General features: G+C 48.5%; 17 protein-coding genes. 9 read left to right on the top strand and 8 right to left on the bottom strand.

Going from position 1 to position 15,184, the window contains the following annotated elements; translation table 11 throughout:
• Nucleotides 1-12 precede the first annotated feature (12 nt).
• Complete coding sequence (locus ACTHTS_RS04715) at nucleotides 13-1,404, bottom strand: nucleobase:cation symporter-2 family protein (RefSeq protein ID WP_440369355.1); 1,392 nt, start codon at nucleotides 1,402-1,404, stop codon at nucleotides 13-15.
• A gap of 335 nt (nucleotides 1,405-1,739) precedes the next feature.
• Here ACTHTS_RS04715 and dapA point away from each other — a divergent pair, with 335 nt between their 5' ends.
• The 7 genes from dapA to ACTHTS_RS04680 all read left to right on the top strand — a co-directional run bounded on the left by dapA (nucleotide 1,740) and on the right by ACTHTS_RS04680 (nucleotide 7,191).
• Complete coding sequence (gene dapA, locus ACTHTS_RS04710; protein WP_440369354.1) at nucleotides 1,740-2,615, top strand: 4-hydroxy-tetrahydrodipicolinate synthase; 876 nt, start codon at nucleotides 1,740-1,742, stop codon at nucleotides 2,613-2,615.
• A gap of 81 nt (nucleotides 2,616-2,696) precedes the next feature.
• Nucleotides 2,697-3,827, top strand: a complete 1,131-nt coding sequence (gene bamC, locus ACTHTS_RS04705) for an outer membrane protein assembly factor BamC (protein WP_049351545.1) — start codon at nucleotides 2,697-2,699, stop codon at nucleotides 3,825-3,827.
• Nucleotides 3,828-3,949: 122 nt separating this feature from the next.
• Nucleotides 3,950-4,180, top strand: coding sequence for an NGO_0222 family membrane protein (locus ACTHTS_RS04700; protein ID WP_440369353.1), 231 nt, complete (start codon nucleotides 3,950-3,952; stop codon nucleotides 4,178-4,180).
• Nucleotides 4,181-4,189: 9 nt separating this feature from the next.
• Nucleotides 4,190-4,783 (top strand): RdgB/HAM1 family non-canonical purine NTP pyrophosphatase, encoded by a 594-nt coding sequence (gene rdgB / locus ACTHTS_RS04695; RefSeq protein ID WP_440369352.1) that lies wholly within the window; start codon nucleotides 4,190-4,192, stop codon nucleotides 4,781-4,783.
• A gap of 53 nt (nucleotides 4,784-4,836) precedes the next feature.
• Entirely contained in the window at nucleotides 4,837-5,199 is a 363-nt protein-coding gene (locus tag ACTHTS_RS04690; RefSeq protein ID WP_440369351.1) for a thioredoxin, read from the top strand.
• A 96-nt stretch (nucleotides 5,200-5,295) separates the two neighbouring features.
• Nucleotides 5,296-6,471, top strand: a complete 1,176-nt coding sequence (hemW, locus tag ACTHTS_RS04685) for a radical SAM family heme chaperone HemW (RefSeq protein WP_440369350.1) — start codon at nucleotides 5,296-5,298, stop codon at nucleotides 6,469-6,471.
• A gap of 135 nt (nucleotides 6,472-6,606) precedes the next feature.
• Nucleotides 6,607-7,191 (top strand): opacity family porin, encoded by a 585-nt coding sequence (locus ACTHTS_RS04680; RefSeq protein WP_371508685.1) that lies wholly within the window; start codon nucleotides 6,607-6,609, stop codon nucleotides 7,189-7,191.
• 112 nt (nucleotides 7,192-7,303) lie between these two features.
• On the opposite strand, the gene ACTHTS_RS04675 is transcribed toward ACTHTS_RS04680, so the two are convergent.
• The 7 genes from ACTHTS_RS04675 to ruvB all read right to left on the bottom strand — a co-directional run bounded on the left by ACTHTS_RS04675 (nucleotide 7,304) and on the right by ruvB (nucleotide 12,462).
• Nucleotides 7,304-7,672, bottom strand: a complete 369-nt coding sequence (locus ACTHTS_RS04675; protein WP_371508683.1) for a VanZ family protein — start codon at nucleotides 7,670-7,672, stop codon at nucleotides 7,304-7,306.
• Nucleotides 7,669-7,878 carry a hypothetical protein gene (locus tag ACTHTS_RS04670; protein ID WP_039862142.1) on the bottom strand — a complete coding sequence of 70 codons (210 nt, stop codon included), beginning with the start codon at nucleotides 7,876-7,878 and terminating at the stop codon, nucleotides 7,669-7,671. The genes ACTHTS_RS04675 and ACTHTS_RS04670 overlap by 4 nt, the downstream gene beginning before the upstream one ends.
• 103 nt (nucleotides 7,879-7,981) lie before the next feature.
• Nucleotides 7,982-8,560, bottom strand: coding sequence for an aminoacyl-tRNA hydrolase (gene pth / locus ACTHTS_RS04665; protein ID WP_003683307.1), 579 nt, complete (start codon nucleotides 8,558-8,560; stop codon nucleotides 7,982-7,984).
• 54 nt (nucleotides 8,561-8,614) lie between these two features.
• Complete coding sequence (locus tag ACTHTS_RS04660; RefSeq protein ID WP_440369349.1) at nucleotides 8,615-8,887, bottom strand: RnfH family protein; 273 nt, start codon at nucleotides 8,885-8,887, stop codon at nucleotides 8,615-8,617.
• Entirely contained in the window at nucleotides 8,880-9,311 is a 432-nt protein-coding gene (locus ACTHTS_RS04655) for a type II toxin-antitoxin system RatA family toxin (protein WP_063075511.1), read from the bottom strand. The genes ACTHTS_RS04660 and ACTHTS_RS04655 overlap by 8 nt, the downstream gene beginning before the upstream one ends.
• An 89-nt stretch (nucleotides 9,312-9,400) precedes the next feature.
• A complete protein-coding gene (locus ACTHTS_RS04650; protein ID WP_440369348.1) occupies nucleotides 9,401-11,308 on the bottom strand; it encodes an ATP-binding cassette domain-containing protein in 1,908 nt (635 codons plus the stop codon).
• A 122-nt stretch (nucleotides 11,309-11,430) separates the two neighbouring features.
• Nucleotides 11,431-12,462 (bottom strand): Holliday junction branch migration DNA helicase RuvB, encoded by a 1,032-nt coding sequence (gene ruvB, locus ACTHTS_RS04645; RefSeq protein ID WP_036493848.1) that lies wholly within the window; start codon nucleotides 12,460-12,462, stop codon nucleotides 11,431-11,433.
• A gap of 216 nt (nucleotides 12,463-12,678) precedes the next feature.
• On the opposite strand from ruvB, the gene cmk reads away from it, so the two are divergent.
• Nucleotides 12,679-13,338, top strand: a complete 660-nt coding sequence (gene cmk / locus ACTHTS_RS04640) for a (d)CMP kinase (RefSeq protein WP_440369347.1) — start codon at nucleotides 12,679-12,681, stop codon at nucleotides 13,336-13,338.
• Nucleotides 13,339-13,492: 154 nt separating this feature from the next.
• Nucleotides 13,493-15,178: a 30S ribosomal protein S1 gene (gene rpsA, locus ACTHTS_RS04635; protein ID WP_440369346.1), complete on the top strand. Its 1,686-nt coding sequence runs from the start codon at nucleotides 13,493-13,495 to the stop codon at nucleotides 15,176-15,178.
• The last annotated feature ends 6 nt before the right edge of the window (nucleotides 15,179-15,184 follow it).

The raw sequence follows: 15,184 nt of genomic DNA, 5'->3' as shown, positions 1-15,184 counted from the left end.
AATAAAGCTTGCTTAGTGATCCAAACTATCGGTTTCCACCTTAACCGCTTTATCGGTTTTGTCTTCTGGCAAAACCAGGTTCAACAATACCGCCATAATACCGCCTGCGGAAATTGAGTTTTGGAACAATACCGGCAGGTTTTTGAACACTTCAGGCTCAAACGCCACGCCCAAACCCAAACCGACAGAAGTTGCCGCGATAACCGCTTCACGGCGGCGAATACCGTGGCTGACCAAAATCCGCACGCCGGCAATCGCAATCAGGCCAAACATCAATACCATCGCACCACCCAAAACCGGACTCGGAATTGTGGTAAACGCGCGGCCGATAACAGGGAACAAGCCCAACAACACCAAAATCGCCGCAATATATTTGCCCACATGACGCGAAGCCACGCCGGTCATTTGAATCACGCCGTTGTTTTGCGCAAACGTGGTCAAAGGCAAAGAGCCCAGAGCAGTCGCAATCACAGACACCAAACCATCCGCCAACACACCGCCGCGCAGGCGTTTGGTGTATTCCTCACCCTCAATCGGCTGCTCGGAGACCATCGCAGTCGCCGTCAAATCGCCTACCGCTTCAAATACGCTCAACAGGAAAATCGCACCGGCAACAATAAACGCGTGCCAATCGAATGCGAAACCATATTTAAACGGAACCGGCAGGGTAATCAGCGGCAGGTTTTGCAGGGCGGAAAAATCCACTTTGCCCAAAAACAGCGCAACGATATAACCGACAATCAAACCCACCGCGATGCCGCTCATGCGCAGCAAAGGATTTTTCAAGCAGTTGAAAACCAAAACAATCAGCAACACCAGCGATGCCAGACCCAAGTTTTCCATCGAGCCGAACGTACCGTCTGCTTTGGCACCGAAGCCGCCACCAAAGTCAGTAATGCCGACATGCACCAAGCTCAAGCCGATCAGCATCACGACCACGCCGCTTACAGTCGGCGTAATCACTTTTTTCAGATAAGGCAAAAGCCAGGCGGAGAAGCACACCAAAAACGCGCCGACAAAGGACACGCCCAAAAGCGTTGAAATCATCGCATCTTCAGTCAAGCCGCCCTCTTTCATGCCGGTACCGAGCGCAATCATCACGGTTACAAAAGAGAAATTGACCGACTGAATCGACAACATGCCCGAACCGACCGACCCGAAACGGTTGACCTGCAAATAAGTACCGACACCGGAAGCCACCATCGCCATCGACACCAAATAAGCCGTCATTTCAACCGGCAGCTCCAACGCCCCGCCGACAATCAGCGCCGGCGTAATCATCGGGACAAAAATAGCCAAAAGGTGCGTGACCGCACTCAACAACGCATTCCCAAACGGCGGCTTGTCTTCCAAACCGTAAACCAAATCAGGCGAACCGGCCTGTTTATCTGTCATTTCGGCCATAATGACCCTTTCTTAAGAATCGTTAAAAAATATTAAGATGCGCATTTTAACTAATTTAAAATGTATCAGCAAATTCAAAATCATCAGGCCGTCTGAAAGTTTTGCCTAATCATTTTCAGACGGCCTCAAACAGCCTTAACACATTTTAATCCTTGACAGTATTTTTCCATCTTAAAACAAACAAACTAATGATTTAAAAATGTATTATTCATTAAGATAATGACAAATCACGATTAAACGGCCCGGCCTCATAGCGGATATGTTTCACACAAACAACAAAGTAAGCTACAATCCACTGCATAATTCACCCACACCATAAAATTAAAGGTTTCCGTATGTTAAAAGGCAGTCTGGTTGCCCTGATTACTCCGATGAATCAAGACGGCAGCATCAACTACGAACAACTTCATGACTTAATCGACTGGCACATTGAAAACGGCACCGACGGCATCGTTGCAGTCGGCACCACCGGCGAGTCAGCCACCCTGCCTGTCGAAGAACATTTGGCCGTTATTGAAGCCACTGTCAAACACGTCAACAAGCGCGTTCCCGTTATCGCCGGCACAGGCGCCAACAATACTGTCGAAGCCATCGCCCTTTCCCAAGCCGCCGAGCAAGCTGGTGCGGACTACACCTTATCCGTCGTCCCCTATTACAACAAACCTTCCCAAGAAGGCATTTACCAACATTTCAAAGCCATCGCTGAAGCCACTTCGATTCCGATGGTTATCTACAATGTTCCCGGCCGCACCGTCGTCAGCATGAGCAACGACACTATTTTGCGCTTGGCCGAAATTCCCAATATCGTGGGTGTCAAAGAAGCCAGCGGCAAAATCGGCAGCAACATCGAATTGATCAACAGCGTTCCCGAAGGTTTTGCCGTTTTATCCGGCGACGATCCTACCGGTCTGCCCTTCATGCTGTGTGGCGGCCACGGCGTGGTAACCGTCGCAGCCAACGTTGCACCAAAACTCTTCGCCGACATGTGCCGAGCCGCCCTTGAGGGCGATATTGCGACCGCCCGTCGTCTAAACGAGCAACTTATCCCAATTTATAACACCATGTTCTGCGAGCCCAGCCCGGCCGCGCCCAAATGGGGCCTGAGCTTATTGGGCAAATGCGAACCCCATGTTCGTCTGCCTTTGGTAGCACTGACCGAAGCCGGTCAAGCCAAAGTCCGAGCCGCTCTGGAAAAATCAGGACAAATCTGATCCGGAAATAAGGCCGTCTGAATCCCAAACGCCCTTTTCAGATGGCCTCCCTGTTAAGAACTCCATCCACAGGAAAACAAGATGACCTATATCAAACCCATCGTAGTAGCCCTCGCCCTGATTAGCATGACTGCCTGTTCCGGCAGCAAAAAAGAACAACCCAAACTCGACTATCAAAGTCAATCGCATCGCCTGGTCAAACTGGAAGTACCACCTGATTTGAACAACCCAGACCAAGGCAACCTCTACCAATTACCGGCAGGCAGCGGTGCCGTCCGTGCCAGCGACTTCAACAAACGCCGCACTCAAGCCGTACAACAACCTGCCAATGCAGAAGTCTTGAAATCCGTTAAAGGCGTACGCCTTGAGCGTGACGGCAACCAACGCTGGTTGGTTGTCGATGGCAAATCGCCTCGCGAAATTTGGCCGTTGCTGAAAGTATTCTGGCAAGAAAACGGTTTCGACATCAAATCTGAAGAACCTGCCATCGGCCAAATGGAGACCGAGTGGGCTGAAAACCGAGCCAAAATCCCTCAAGACAGCCTGCGCCGTCTGTTGGATAAAGTCGGCTTGGGCGGTATCTACTCTACCAGCGAACGCGACAAATTCATCATCCGCATCGAACAAGGTAAAAACGGTTCGACCGACATCTTCTTCGCCCACAAAGGCATGAAAGAAGTTTATGCCGACCGTAAAAAAGACACTACGATGTGGCAGCCGGGTGAAAACGACCCTAACCTCGAAGCCGCATTCCTCGCCCGCTTTATGCAATACTTGGGCGTTGACGGCCAACAAGCCGAACAGGCTCTGACCCAAAGCGTTGCCGCCCGCAGCAATGCTTCTGAGTTAGCCCGTGTGGACAATGGCACTCTGTTGCTGGCAGGCGATTACGGCCGCAACTGGCGCCGTACCGCCCTTGCGCTTGACCGTATTGGCCTGACTGTTATCGGTCAAAATGCCGAACGCCGCGCCTTCTTGGTTCAACAAGCACCAACCGAAGGCGAAGCAGTTGCCAATAAAAAACCAGGCCTGTTCAAACGCGTATTTGGCAAAGGCAAAGCAGAAGCACCAAAAACGTATCCTGAAATCATCGTCTATGTTGAGCCTATCAACAATGGCGCACGCCTCCATCTGTTGAACAAAGACGGCAGCCCATACAAAGGCAGCGATGCCTCCACATTGTTGAGCCGCCTGCACACAGAATTGCGTTAATCCGTTATTCGACTTAAGGCCGTCTGAAATATTCAGACGGCCTTTTTAACGAATACGGCATGGTTTCAAATTCCCAATCTGACGTTATAATCAGAACATTTTTCCCCATTACCCAAGCTGCCATGACCCGACAAAAAGCCTATCTGCTCCTGACCGCCCTATTTACCCTGATGTTTATCATACTGATTCTGTTGGGCGCTTATCTTCTGAGCATTCACAGCAAACAATTCGCCGTTGCCACCTTTCTATTTGCCTTTGCCGCCGTTTTTGCCCAAATCGGCAGCCTTGCCCTTTACATCCGCCACAAAGCACGCGCACAAATGGCTCGTATGCAGCAAACCGAAAACCATTAAGGAAAAACCATGTTTGAAAAAATCGTCCTTGCCAGTGGCAACGCAGGCAAACTCAAAGAATTTTCCCGCCTCTTTGCCGACTTAAACATCGAAGTCCTGCCGCAATCGCAGTTCAATACGCCCGAATGTCCCGAGCCGTACCATACCTTTGTTGAAAATGCCCTGACCAAAGCGCGCCATGCCGCCAAATACAGCGGCTTACCGGCACTTGCCGACGACTCCGGCATCTGCACCAACGCCTTAAACGGCGCACCCGGTATTTTCTCCGCTCGTTATGCAGGCGAAAACCCCAAATCCGATGCCGCAAACAACGCCAAACTGTCTGCCGATCTTGCCGATAAAGACGATAAAAGCTGCTACTACGTCTGCGTCCTTGTCCTTGTTCGCCACGAAAACGACCCGCAACCCATCATCGCCGAAGGTATTTGGCGCGGCCAATGGCAGGCCGAAGCAGCCGGTGCAAACGGCTTCGGCTATGACCCGCATTTCTATCTGGCCGAACACGGCTGCACCGCCGCCGAGCTTGACCCTGAAATCAAAAATGCCGAAAGCCACCGCGCTCAAGCATTGCGTGAATTGTTAAGAAAAATCGAGTCCTTATAAATTGGTAACAGGCCGTCTGAAGCCTTCAGACGGCCTACCTCACATTCATTCCCATGCCCAAACCCTCTCCTGAAGAATTGGCAGCCTTTGCAAAACATGTCGCTGCCTTCATCCCAACCACACCTGACGAACTTCTGCAACTCATTGACGATCAAGAAACTGCTATCGTATTTTTAGGCAAACCAAGCTGTTCATACTGTCGCCGTTTTGTTGCAAAACTGCTTACCGTTTCCTTAAACAAGCAGCTTACCGTCCGCTTTACAAATAGCAGCAACAAAGCAGCTTTAAAAACTTTTCGTGAACAACACGGCATCAAAACTGTTCCCGCATTACTCAACATCTCACAAGGCAAAATAAAATCCGTCTGCGATTCCAAATTATCAGAAGAAGAAATAGAAGCTTTTTTGAGCGCTTAGACTGCGCAAATTTCCTACTGATTATTTTCCCGGCCGACATTTCAGTTAAAATAAGGCCCTAAAAATTTCAGACGGCCTCGAGCCTCAACACATATCATGACCCAAATCACCTTCCAACGTCCCGGCCAGCTAACCGCCCTGCCTCCTTTATCACTCTATATCCATATTCCTTGGTGCATCAAAAAATGCCCGTATTGCGACTTCAATTCCCACAACCTGAAAAACGGCCTGCCGGAAGAAGCCTATATCGATGCCCTATTAACCGACTTGCAACTTGAATTGCCCAATATTTGGGGCAGACCTGTGGAAACCATATTCTTCGGTGGCGGCACACCCAGCCTATTTCAAGCGAAATCAATTGACCGCTTGTTAAGCGGCGTGCGTTCATTAGTGCGTTTGCACCCCGAAGCGGAAATTACTTTGGAAGCCAATCCGGGCACATTTGAAATTGAGAAGTTTCAAGGATTTAAAGACGCAGGTATTACGCGCCTGTCTATCGGCATACAGAGTTTTAATGACGATATGCTTACTCGATTGGGACGCGTTCACAACGGCAAAGAAGCCCTGACAGCCATTGATACTGCCTTGAAATTATTTGAAAAAGTTAATATCGATTTGATGTATGCCCTACCAAACCAAACCGTTCAGACAGCCTTAAACGATGTGCAAACCGCTATTGCAACAGGCGTATCTCATATCAGCGCATATCATCTGACCATGGAGCCGAACACGCCTTTTGGTCATACGCCGCCAAAAGGATTGCCGCAAGATGAAGCAGCATTGGATATTGAAGATGCCGTACACGGCGAATTGGAAGGCGCAGGCTTTATCCACTACGAAACATCGGCTTTTGCAAAACCTGGTATGCAGTGCCGCCATAATTTGAACTACTGGCAGTTTGGCGATTACTTAGGCATAGGTGCAGGCGCGCACGGCAAAATTTCCTATCCCGACCGTATCGAGCGAACTGTCCGCCGTCGTCATCCCAACGACTATCTTGCCGCCATGCAAAGCAATCCGCATGAAGCAGTTGAACGTAAAACTGTTGCTGCCGAAGACCTTCCATTCGAGTTCATGATGAACGCCCTGCGCCTGACTGACGGCGTACCTGCCGCAATGTTGCAGGAACGTACCGGTGTACCCACTGCAAAAATCATGGCACAAATCGAAACCGCCAGACAAAAAGGCCTGCTTGAATCAGACCCGACCGTGTTCCGCCCGACAGAGCAAGGACGTTTGTTCTTAAACGACTTGTTACAGTGTTTTTTATAAGTGCTTTTTTACAACAGTTGAAACATTTTTAGATTTGCTTAATTTACGACAAGAAAATACAATCAGGATAATTGTTGGGAGTGAACAATCCCAGCGATTATCTACTACTTTTAATCCTACGTTAAGGACAAAACAATGAAAAAAGCTCTGGTAACACTGATTGCTCTTTCCCTGCCTACATTTGCATTGGCTGATGCAACCAAAGGTTTTTATGTTCAGGCTGATGCTGGTCATGCTACTGTAAAAGCAAAATATGATGACGTAAGTGAATCGGTTAAAGGCTTTAGCCCACGTATCTCTGCCGGTTACGATTTCGGCGATTTCCGTGTTGCTGCTGATTATACCCACTATAAATCTTTTAAATCAGATTCTGAAACTCCAACTACCACTGACAAAGAGAAAGTTAAATTCCAAAGTGTTGGTGTGTCGGCAATTTACGATTTTGACATCAACTCACCTGTCAAACCCTATGTCGGAGCACGCTTAGGAATTAACCGTGTATCTTCAGATGAGAGTTCAACCAGCAAAGTAAGCAACTCTTATTTCGAAGAAAGCTATCGCAAAACTCAAGCTGGTATTGGGGTATTGGCTGGTGTAAGCTACGAAGTAACTCCTAACGTTGCTTTGGACGCTGGCTACCGCTACAACTACTGGGGCAAATTTGAAGAGACCAAAGTACACTCTCACGAAGTATCTGCCGGTGTACGCGTAAAATTCTAATATTTGAATCCTTGGCATGAAGCAGCGATTGCTTCAAGCATTAAGTAAAAAAAGGTCGTCTGAAACCTGTTCCTCAGGATTTCAGACGGCCTTTTAACTTCTTTAAATATGTCTAACTTTTTGCTGCTTTAACTTTTTCTGCAAACCACAGCGCCGCAGCCGTACCTGCCATATCGGCAATACCGTCCGCGATCGAACCTTGGCGCGTAGCAGTCAGAAGTGCCTGCGCCAGCTCACTTCCTACTGCAAACAATAAAGCAGCAAACAGAATGCCTTTATAGGGAATAGTCCTATTGTCTTGAATAAATATTTTTGCACACAACCATGCTTGACCGAAAAACAGTCCGAAATGGCCGACTTTATCAAAATGGGGAAATGGTGGAGCGCTATTGCCGCCCTCTTTGAAAAGCAAGGCATAAATGGCGGCGGCAAACCAGATCAAGGCAGCGGCAGTAAATTTGTTTAATGGTAAGGCTTTCATTTGTCAGCCTCCTCATCCAACCATGTTTGGCAGATATCTGCCAAGCGGACAAATTTTCCACCCCGCGCCTTCAAAATATCACGCCATTGTGCCACTTCTTCTGCATCAGGGGCATCTTCAATACTGCATTCGTAAAGGCAGAAGTCTAATGTTTCGCCAACAATGCCTGGGGCTTCGGTCTGCATAAGGCTGGTCAGTTCATTCATATTTACTGTTTCTTTAATTGGTTTATCGCTAGCCAGACTGCGCCATCTGTTTTCAGGCCGTCTGAACATGATGTGCAAGGCTACCCGTTTGATTTGGGCACGCTTACTTACTGTGTAAAAAACGTGTTGCCTCTTCCCATTCGCCATTCAACACGGCCGGCAATCCTTGCAGGGATTTAGCAATGGAGTCATCAATTTGCTGTCTGTGTTCTGCTGACGGTTTATTCAACACATAACCGACAACCAGATTACGGTCGCCAGGATGATCAATACCTAAGCGTAGACGGTAGAAATTAGGCGTACCCAAACGAGCCTGAATGTCTTTGAGGCCGTTGTGTCCGCCGTTGCCGCCGCCAAGTTTGAATTTGATACGGCCGCATGGAATATCCAGCTCGTCATGAACCACCAAGATTTCCTCCGGTTTAATCTTGTAAAACTGAGCCAAAGCGGCTACTGCCTGACCGGATCGGTTCATAAAGGTCATGGGTTTGAGCAGCCAAACATCGCCATCTGGTGTAGTGGCGCGCGCTACTTCGCCGTAAAATTTCTTTTCGTCTTTAAAATTGACTTTCCATTTCCACGCCAGTTCGTCCAACAGCCAAAAGCCGACATTGTGGCGCGTTTGTTCGTATTCTTGGCCTGGATTCCCCAAACCGACGATTAATTTAATTTTCAAGCTCATTACTGTTCTTTCAGTTTGACAGGCCGTCTGAAAAAGTTTCAGACGGCCTTCGATTTATTCTTGCTCGGCGCGTTTACGTCTCGCTTCTTTCGGATCAATCAACAATGGACGATAAACCTCAATCCTATCGCCATCGCGTAACACTGTCTCGTCTTTCACGGCTTTGCCGAAAATACCCAAAGGTGCTTGCTGTAAATCCAACTCTGGGAACTCTACCTCCAAACCGCTTTGCAGGGCAGCTTCGCGTATGGTTGCACCTTCGGCAACGGTCATGCTCTTCAATACTTGCCTATCGGCTAGTCCGTAAACAATTTCAATCTCAAGCATAACGGCGGTCGGCCTCTTTAATAAAAGCATCCACCAGCGTGCCGGCGAGATGACTGAACACTGGGGAAATCATGGCAGAGAGTACGGCATTGGAAAAATCGTATTCTAATCTGAATTCGACTTTGCACATATCATCGCCCAAGTCGATAAATTTCCAAGTGCCGCGCAAGGTTTTAAACGGCCCTTCGAGTAAATCCATGCGGATTTCCTGCCCCGGTATATTGTGGTTGTGCGTCGCAAATGACTGTTTGACGCGCATATAGTCCATAAACAGGCGCGCTTTTAGCTCATTGCCTTTGCGTTCGATGACTTCGGTCTTGCTGTACCACGGCAAAAATTTTGGATAGTCCTCAACTTTGTCCACCAGCTCAAACATTTCCTTAGCGCTATGCAGCACCAATACGTTTTTCTCGACTTTTTTCATGTGGTTGTAGACCTTGTTTTTGAATATTCAGGGTTCAGACGGCATGATTTAGAAAAATACCTGCCCTACTTTGGGACAAAATTCCAAATTTAAACCGCTTCGCCATTTTGTTTCGCTTCCAGCCATTCCCAGCGTTCCAGCTTTTCCAAAAGCAGCATTTCAATTTCTTCAGCCCTGCTTTGCAATGCACCTGCTTTTTCATAATCTTTGAAAATTTCAGGATCGGAAAGCTGGGTATTGATTTCAGCCTGCTCGGTTTCCAAGGCGGCGATTTCATCAGGCAGGGCATCGAGTTCGCGCTGCTCTTTATAGGAAAGTTTGACTGTGCGGTTGGCTTTGGGTTTGACTTTCTCAGGCTCGGCAACCGCTTTAGGCGCAGAGACCGTCTGAATTTTATCTTCCCGCGATTTTGCGTCGATATAGTCCTGATAGCCGCCGATGTATTCTTTCAGACGGCCTTGTCCTTCGAAAACAATGCTTTGGGTAATCACATTATCCAAGAACATACGGTCATGCGAGACAAGGAATACCGTGCCTTGGTAATCGCGCAGTAGGTCCTCAAGCAGCTCTTGGGTATCGATGTCCAAGTCGTTGGTCGGTTCGTCCAAAACCAGAATATTAGCAGGACGGGTAAAGAGTTTTGCCAGCAGAAGGCGGTTGCGTTCGCCGCCGGAGAGCGATGAAACGGGACTTTGTGCTCGGGCAGGATGGAATAGGAAATCTTCCAAATAGCTCATGACGTGTTTTTTCTTGCCGCCGACTTCAACGTAATCATTGCCCTGTCCGAGCGTATAAAACACGGTGTCGTTTTCATTCAACGCGCTGCGAAACTGGTCGAAATAAGCAACTTCCTGTTTACTGCCGATACGGATTCTGCCGTAGGTCGGCTGCAATTCGCCCAAAATCAGCTTAAGGAAGGTAGTTTTACCGATACCGTTTGGACCGATTAAGCCGATTTTGTCGCCGCGCTGCAAAATGGCGGAGAATTTATCCATGATGACCTTGTCGCCATAGGCAAACGAAGCGTGTTCTAATTCGGCGATGATTTTGCCGCTTTTTTCGCCACTGTCGAGCTTAAAGTTAACCTGCCCTTGTACGTTGCGGCGTTCGGCGCGCTGGCGGCGCAGTTCTTCCAAACGGCGCACGCGGCCTTCGTTGCGGGTACGGCGCGCTTCGATGCCTTTGCGTATCCACGCTTCTTCCTGCGCATGAAATTTGTCAAATAGGCGGTTATGTTCCGCTTCAACCGCCAATTCCTGCGCTTTTTTCTCGCTGTATTTGGAGAACGATCCGGGATAGGATCGCAGAATGCCGCGGTCTAATTCGACGATGCGCGTGGCGATATTATCCAAAAAACGGCGGTCGTGGGTAATCACGACCAAGCTGCCTTCAAATGCTTTGAGCAGGTTTTCTAACCAAATAATCGCGTCGATGTCCAAATGGTTGGTCGGTTCGTCCAGTAGCAATACGTCGGGCTTTTGCACCCAAGCCTGCGCTAAAGCGACGCGCTTTTTCTGACCGCCGGAAAGGTTGCCGATTTTTTCGTTTTCCGGCAAACCGAGTTCCCCCAAAGTCTGCTTGACTGCCGCATCCAGTTTCCAGCCGTCCTTTGCTTCGATTTCAAGTTGCAATTCGTTGAGCTCTTTCAACAAAGCCTCACTCGAACCATTTTCCAACTCATGGCTGACATGATGATAACGGCGCAATAAATCACGAATTTCGCCCAAACCTTCGGCAACGGTATCAAATACGGTTGCGTCCTTATCAAAAAAGGATTCCTGCGGTACATAAACGATTTTGAGGTTGTTTTGAACAATAATCTGTCCGTCATCGAGCTTTTGTACGCCGGCCAGAATTTTTAAAAACGAAGACTTACCCGCACCGTTGCGGCCGATTAAACCGATTTTCTCGCCGCTGTCGAGTTGAAAAGAAGTTTTATCGAGCAAGGCGACGTGGCCGACAGCAAAAGAAGCATTTTCTACGGATAAGATATTCATGGGGAAACTTCAAAAAAGAAAAGGGTGACATTTTAACCGATTATCGGCAGATATTTGCCGACAATCATATGAAATTGAAAGTATCAGGCCGTCTGAAAGCAGTTTTCAGACGGCCTTCATTATTATTCTTGAACCTTCAAACCGAAATGCAGATAGGCTCGTTCGGTTGCTACGCGTCCGCGCGGTGTACGCTGCAAAAAGCCCTGCTGAATCAGATATGGTTCAATCACATCTTCGATGGTATCGGTTGATTCGCCAATCGCAGCAGCCACGTTTTCCAAACCGACAGGACCGCCGCTGAACTTGTGCAAAATCGCCTCAAGGAATTTCCTGTCCATCACATCCAAACCTTGCCCGTCCACATCCAGCATGCTTAAGGCAGCATCGGCAATTTCCGCATCAATCACGCCGTTATTTTTCACATCGGCATAATCACGCACACGTCGCAAAAGACGGTTGGCAATACGCGGCGTACCGCGACTGCGCTTGGCCACTTCCATCGCGCCCTCTTCACCCATATCCAACTGCAACAACTGGGCAGAACGGGCAACAATAGTTGCTAAGTCTTTGTTTTGATAAAACTCTAATCGGGACACGATACCGAAACGGTCGCGCAAAGGATTGGTCAGCATACCGGCACGGGTCGTCGCGCCTACCAATGTAAACGGCGGCAAATCGATTTTGACCGAACGCGCGGCCGGCCCTTCGCCTATCATGATGTCCAACTGATAATCCTCAAGCGCAGGATAAAGGATTTCTTCAACCACAGGGCTTAAGCGGTGGATTTCATCGATAAACAGCACATCATGCGGCTCAAGATTGGTCAACAAGGCTGCAAGGTCGCCAGCACGTTCCAAAACTGGGCCGCTGGTTTGGCGCAAATTAACGCCTAACTCTTTAGCGATAATATGCGCCAAAGTAGTTTTGCCCAGACCCGGAGGGCCAAACAACAAAGTGTGGTCAAGCGCTTCGCCACGTTTTTTCGCTGCCTGAATAAAAATGGCCAACTGCTCTTTTGCTTTATCCTGTCCGATATAGTCGTCTAAAGTTTTCGGACGTAAAGCGCGTTCAAGCAATTCCTCCTGAGCGGAAATATTTTGAGCAGTGATAATGCGCTGAGGTTGTGCAGAAGTAAGATTATCGGTTTGTAACATAATGTTTCTAAATTCTAAGACCGTTCCCGATCCGTTATTTCAGACGGCCCGAACAATCAGATAAAGCGGTTAAATTATGATTTTGGCCATTATACCTGATAAGGCCGAGCCGCTTTTCCCTCAAATCTAAATCACACAAAAATTTTCGTTTTCAGACGGCCAAAGCAACGTATAATAAACGGTTAATTCAAATACCTATCGCATTCAGGAGAACACATGAGCCTCAAGCAAAAAGTTATCGCCATCGACGGCCCCAGCGCATCCGGCAAAGGGACGGTTGCCTCACGCGTAGCCGAAGCCTTGGGTTTTCTTTACCTCGACTCTGGTGCGCTTTACCGCCTGACCGCGCTTTATGCACAAAAACAAAATGTTGCCTGGACAGATGAAGATGCCGTTAGCACACTGGCAGAAACCTTGCCCACACAATTTGAAGGCAACGTCGTATTATTGAATGGCGAAGATGTATCCGAGCAAATCCGTACCGAAGCGATCGGCATGGGCGCATCTGCCGTCGCGCAGTTGCCTAAAGTGCGTACCGCCCTTTTGCAGCGCCAACGCGACTTCTTAACCGAAAAAGGTTTGGTCGCCGACGGTCGTGATATCGGCTCGGTTATTTTCCCTGATGCCGCATTAAAAATTTTCCTGACCGCAAGTGCCAATGTCCGCGCCCAACGTCGTGCAAAACAACTCGGCATCCCATGCGAAGGCGTTGCATTCGAGCGCATTTTGTCAGACATTGAAGCGCGCGACGAAGCAGACCGCCGCCGCCCTGTTGCTCCGTTGAAACAGCTGCCCGACGCCCTGCTTTTAGATACCGATAACCTTTCTATCGAAGAAGCTGTAAAAAAAGTGCTTGATTGGTATCATAAAGTTTAAAATTTGGAGTATAATCGCGAAGTTTTCATTTCAGACGGCCTGTTAGCCCTATAACAAGGCCGTCTGAAAACATTTCCCAACCTGCCGCGCCAAGGACGGCAGGTCATTTCAAACCTAACCCGCACCCCTTGGCGGTGTACCGAAAAGAGTATATATGACTATGGAAAATTTTGCCCAGCTGCTGGAAGAAAGCTTTACCCTGCAAGAGATGAACCCAGGTGAAGTGATTACTGCCGAAGTAGTCGGCATCGATCAAAACTTCGTTACCGTTAACGCAGGTCTGAAATCAGAATCTCTGATTGATGTTGCTGAATTCAAAAACGCTCAGGGCGAGATTGAAGTTAAAGTTGGCGATTTCGTTACCGTTACCATCGAATCTGTTGAAAACGGCTTCGGCGAAACCAAACTGTCCCGCGAAAAAGCCAAACGCGCTGCCGACTGGATCGCTTTGGAAGAAGCTATGGAAAACGGCGACATCCTGTCCGGCGTTATCAATGGCAAAGTCAAAGGTGGTCTGACTGTTATGATCAACAGCATCCGCGCATTCCTGCCGGGTTCTTTGGTTGACGTACGTCCTGTAAAAGACACTTCTCACTTCGAAGGCAAAGAAATTGAATTCAAAGTGATCAAACTGGACAAAAAACGCAATAACGTTGTTGTGTCCCGCCGCGCTGTTCTGGAAGCTACTTTGGGCGAAGAACGCAAAGCCTTGCTGGAAAACCTGCAAGAAGGTTCAGTTATCAAAGGTATCGTTAAAAACATCACCGATTACGGTGCATTCGTTGACTTGGGCGGCATCGACGGTCTGTTGCACATTACCGACTTGGCATGGCGCCGTGTGAAACACCCAAGCGAAGTTTTGGAAGTTGGTCAAGAAGTAGAAGCTAAAGTCCTGAAATTCGACCAAGACAAACAACGCGTTTCTCTGGGTATGAAACAACTGGGCGAAGATCCTTGGAGCGGCCTGACCCGTCGTTACCCACAAGGTACCCGCCTGTTCGGTAAAGTATCCAACCTGACCGACTACGGTGCATTCGTTGAAATCGAACAAGGCATCGAAGGTTTGGTACACGTTTCCGAAATGGATTGGACCAACAAAAACGTACACCCAAGCAAAGTTGTTCAACTGGGTGACGAAGTTGAAGTCATGATCCTGGAAATCGACGAAGACCGCCGCCGTATCTCTTTGGGTATGAAACAATGCCAAGCTAACCCTTGGGAAGAGTTTGCCGCCAACCACAACAAAGGCGACAAAATCTCCGGCGCAGTTAAATCTATCACTGACTTCGGCGTATTCGTAGGTCTGCCTGGCGGCATCGACGGCCTGGTTCACTTGTCTGACCTGTCTTGGACCGAAGCCGGCGAAGAAGCTGTACGCAAATACAAAAAAGGCGAAGAAGTTGAAGCCGTTGTATTGGCAATCGACGTTGAAAAAGAACGCATCTCTTTGGGTATCAAACAACTGGAAGGTGATCCGTTCGGCAACTTCATCAGCGTAAACGACAAAGGTTCTTTGATTAAAGGTTCTGTGAAATCTGTTGACGCCAAAGGTGCCGTAGTCGCTCTGTCTGAAGAAGTTGAAGGCTACCTGCCTGCTTCTGAATTCGCTGCTGACCGCGTTGAAGACCTGACTACCAAACTGAAAGAAGGCGACGAAGTTGAAGCCGTTATCGTTACCGTTGACCGCAAAAACCGCAGCATCCGTCTGTCTGTTAAAGCGAAAGACGCTAAAGAAAACCGCGAAGCGCTGAATTCAGTTAACGCTGCTGCAACTGCCAATGCCGGTACTACCAGCTTGGGCGACTTGCTGAAAGCCAAACTGTCCGGCGACCAAGAATAAGGTTGC

The organism is Neisseria sp. P0019.S003, from assembly GCF_051957115.1.
In the GTDB taxonomy this organism is placed as follows: domain Bacteria; phylum Pseudomonadota; class Gammaproteobacteria; order Burkholderiales; family Neisseriaceae; genus Neisseria; species Neisseria flavescens_D.
This window is presented reverse-complemented; position numbering and strand designations above follow the sequence as displayed.

Excerpts from the sequence above, each read along its gene's own strand:
- ACTHTS_RS04715 (WP_440369355.1), bottom strand. The coding sequence starts at position 1,404 with ATGGCCGAAATGACAGATAAACAGGCCGGTTCGCCTGATTTGGTTTAC.
- dapA (WP_440369354.1), top strand. The coding sequence starts at position 1,740 with ATGTTAAAAGGCAGTCTGGTTGCCCTGATTACTCCGATGAATCAAGAC.
- bamC (WP_049351545.1), top strand. The coding sequence starts at position 2,697 with ATGACCTATATCAAACCCATCGTAGTAGCCCTCGCCCTGATTAGCATG.
- ACTHTS_RS04700 (WP_440369353.1), top strand. The coding sequence starts at position 3,950 with ATGACCCGACAAAAAGCCTATCTGCTCCTGACCGCCCTATTTACCCTG.
- rdgB (WP_440369352.1), top strand. The coding sequence starts at position 4,190 with ATGTTTGAAAAAATCGTCCTTGCCAGTGGCAACGCAGGCAAACTCAAA.
- ACTHTS_RS04690 (WP_440369351.1), top strand. The coding sequence starts at position 4,837 with ATGCCCAAACCCTCTCCTGAAGAATTGGCAGCCTTTGCAAAACATGTC.
- hemW (WP_440369350.1), top strand. The coding sequence starts at position 5,296 with ATGACCCAAATCACCTTCCAACGTCCCGGCCAGCTAACCGCCCTGCCT.
- ACTHTS_RS04680 (WP_371508685.1), top strand. The coding sequence starts at position 6,607 with ATGAAAAAAGCTCTGGTAACACTGATTGCTCTTTCCCTGCCTACATTT.
- ACTHTS_RS04675 (WP_371508683.1), bottom strand. The coding sequence starts at position 7,672 with ATGAAAGCCTTACCATTAAACAAATTTACTGCCGCTGCCTTGATCTGG.
- ACTHTS_RS04670 (WP_039862142.1), bottom strand. The coding sequence starts at position 7,878 with ATGAATGAACTGACCAGCCTTATGCAGACCGAAGCCCCAGGCATTGTT.
- pth (WP_003683307.1), bottom strand. The coding sequence starts at position 8,560 with ATGAGCTTGAAAATTAAATTAATCGTCGGTTTGGGGAATCCAGGCCAA.
- ACTHTS_RS04660 (WP_440369349.1), bottom strand. The coding sequence starts at position 8,887 with ATGCTTGAGATTGAAATTGTTTACGGACTAGCCGATAGGCAAGTATTG.
- ACTHTS_RS04655 (WP_063075511.1), bottom strand. The coding sequence starts at position 9,311 with ATGAAAAAAGTCGAGAAAAACGTATTGGTGCTGCATAGCGCTAAGGAA.
- ACTHTS_RS04650 (WP_440369348.1), bottom strand. The coding sequence starts at position 11,308 with ATGAATATCTTATCCGTAGAAAATGCTTCTTTTGCTGTCGGCCACGTC.
- ruvB (WP_036493848.1), bottom strand. The coding sequence starts at position 12,462 with ATGTTACAAACCGATAATCTTACTTCTGCACAACCTCAGCGCATTATC.
- cmk (WP_440369347.1), top strand. The coding sequence starts at position 12,679 with ATGAGCCTCAAGCAAAAAGTTATCGCCATCGACGGCCCCAGCGCATCC.
- rpsA (WP_440369346.1), top strand. The coding sequence starts at position 13,493 with ATGACTATGGAAAATTTTGCCCAGCTGCTGGAAGAAAGCTTTACCCTG.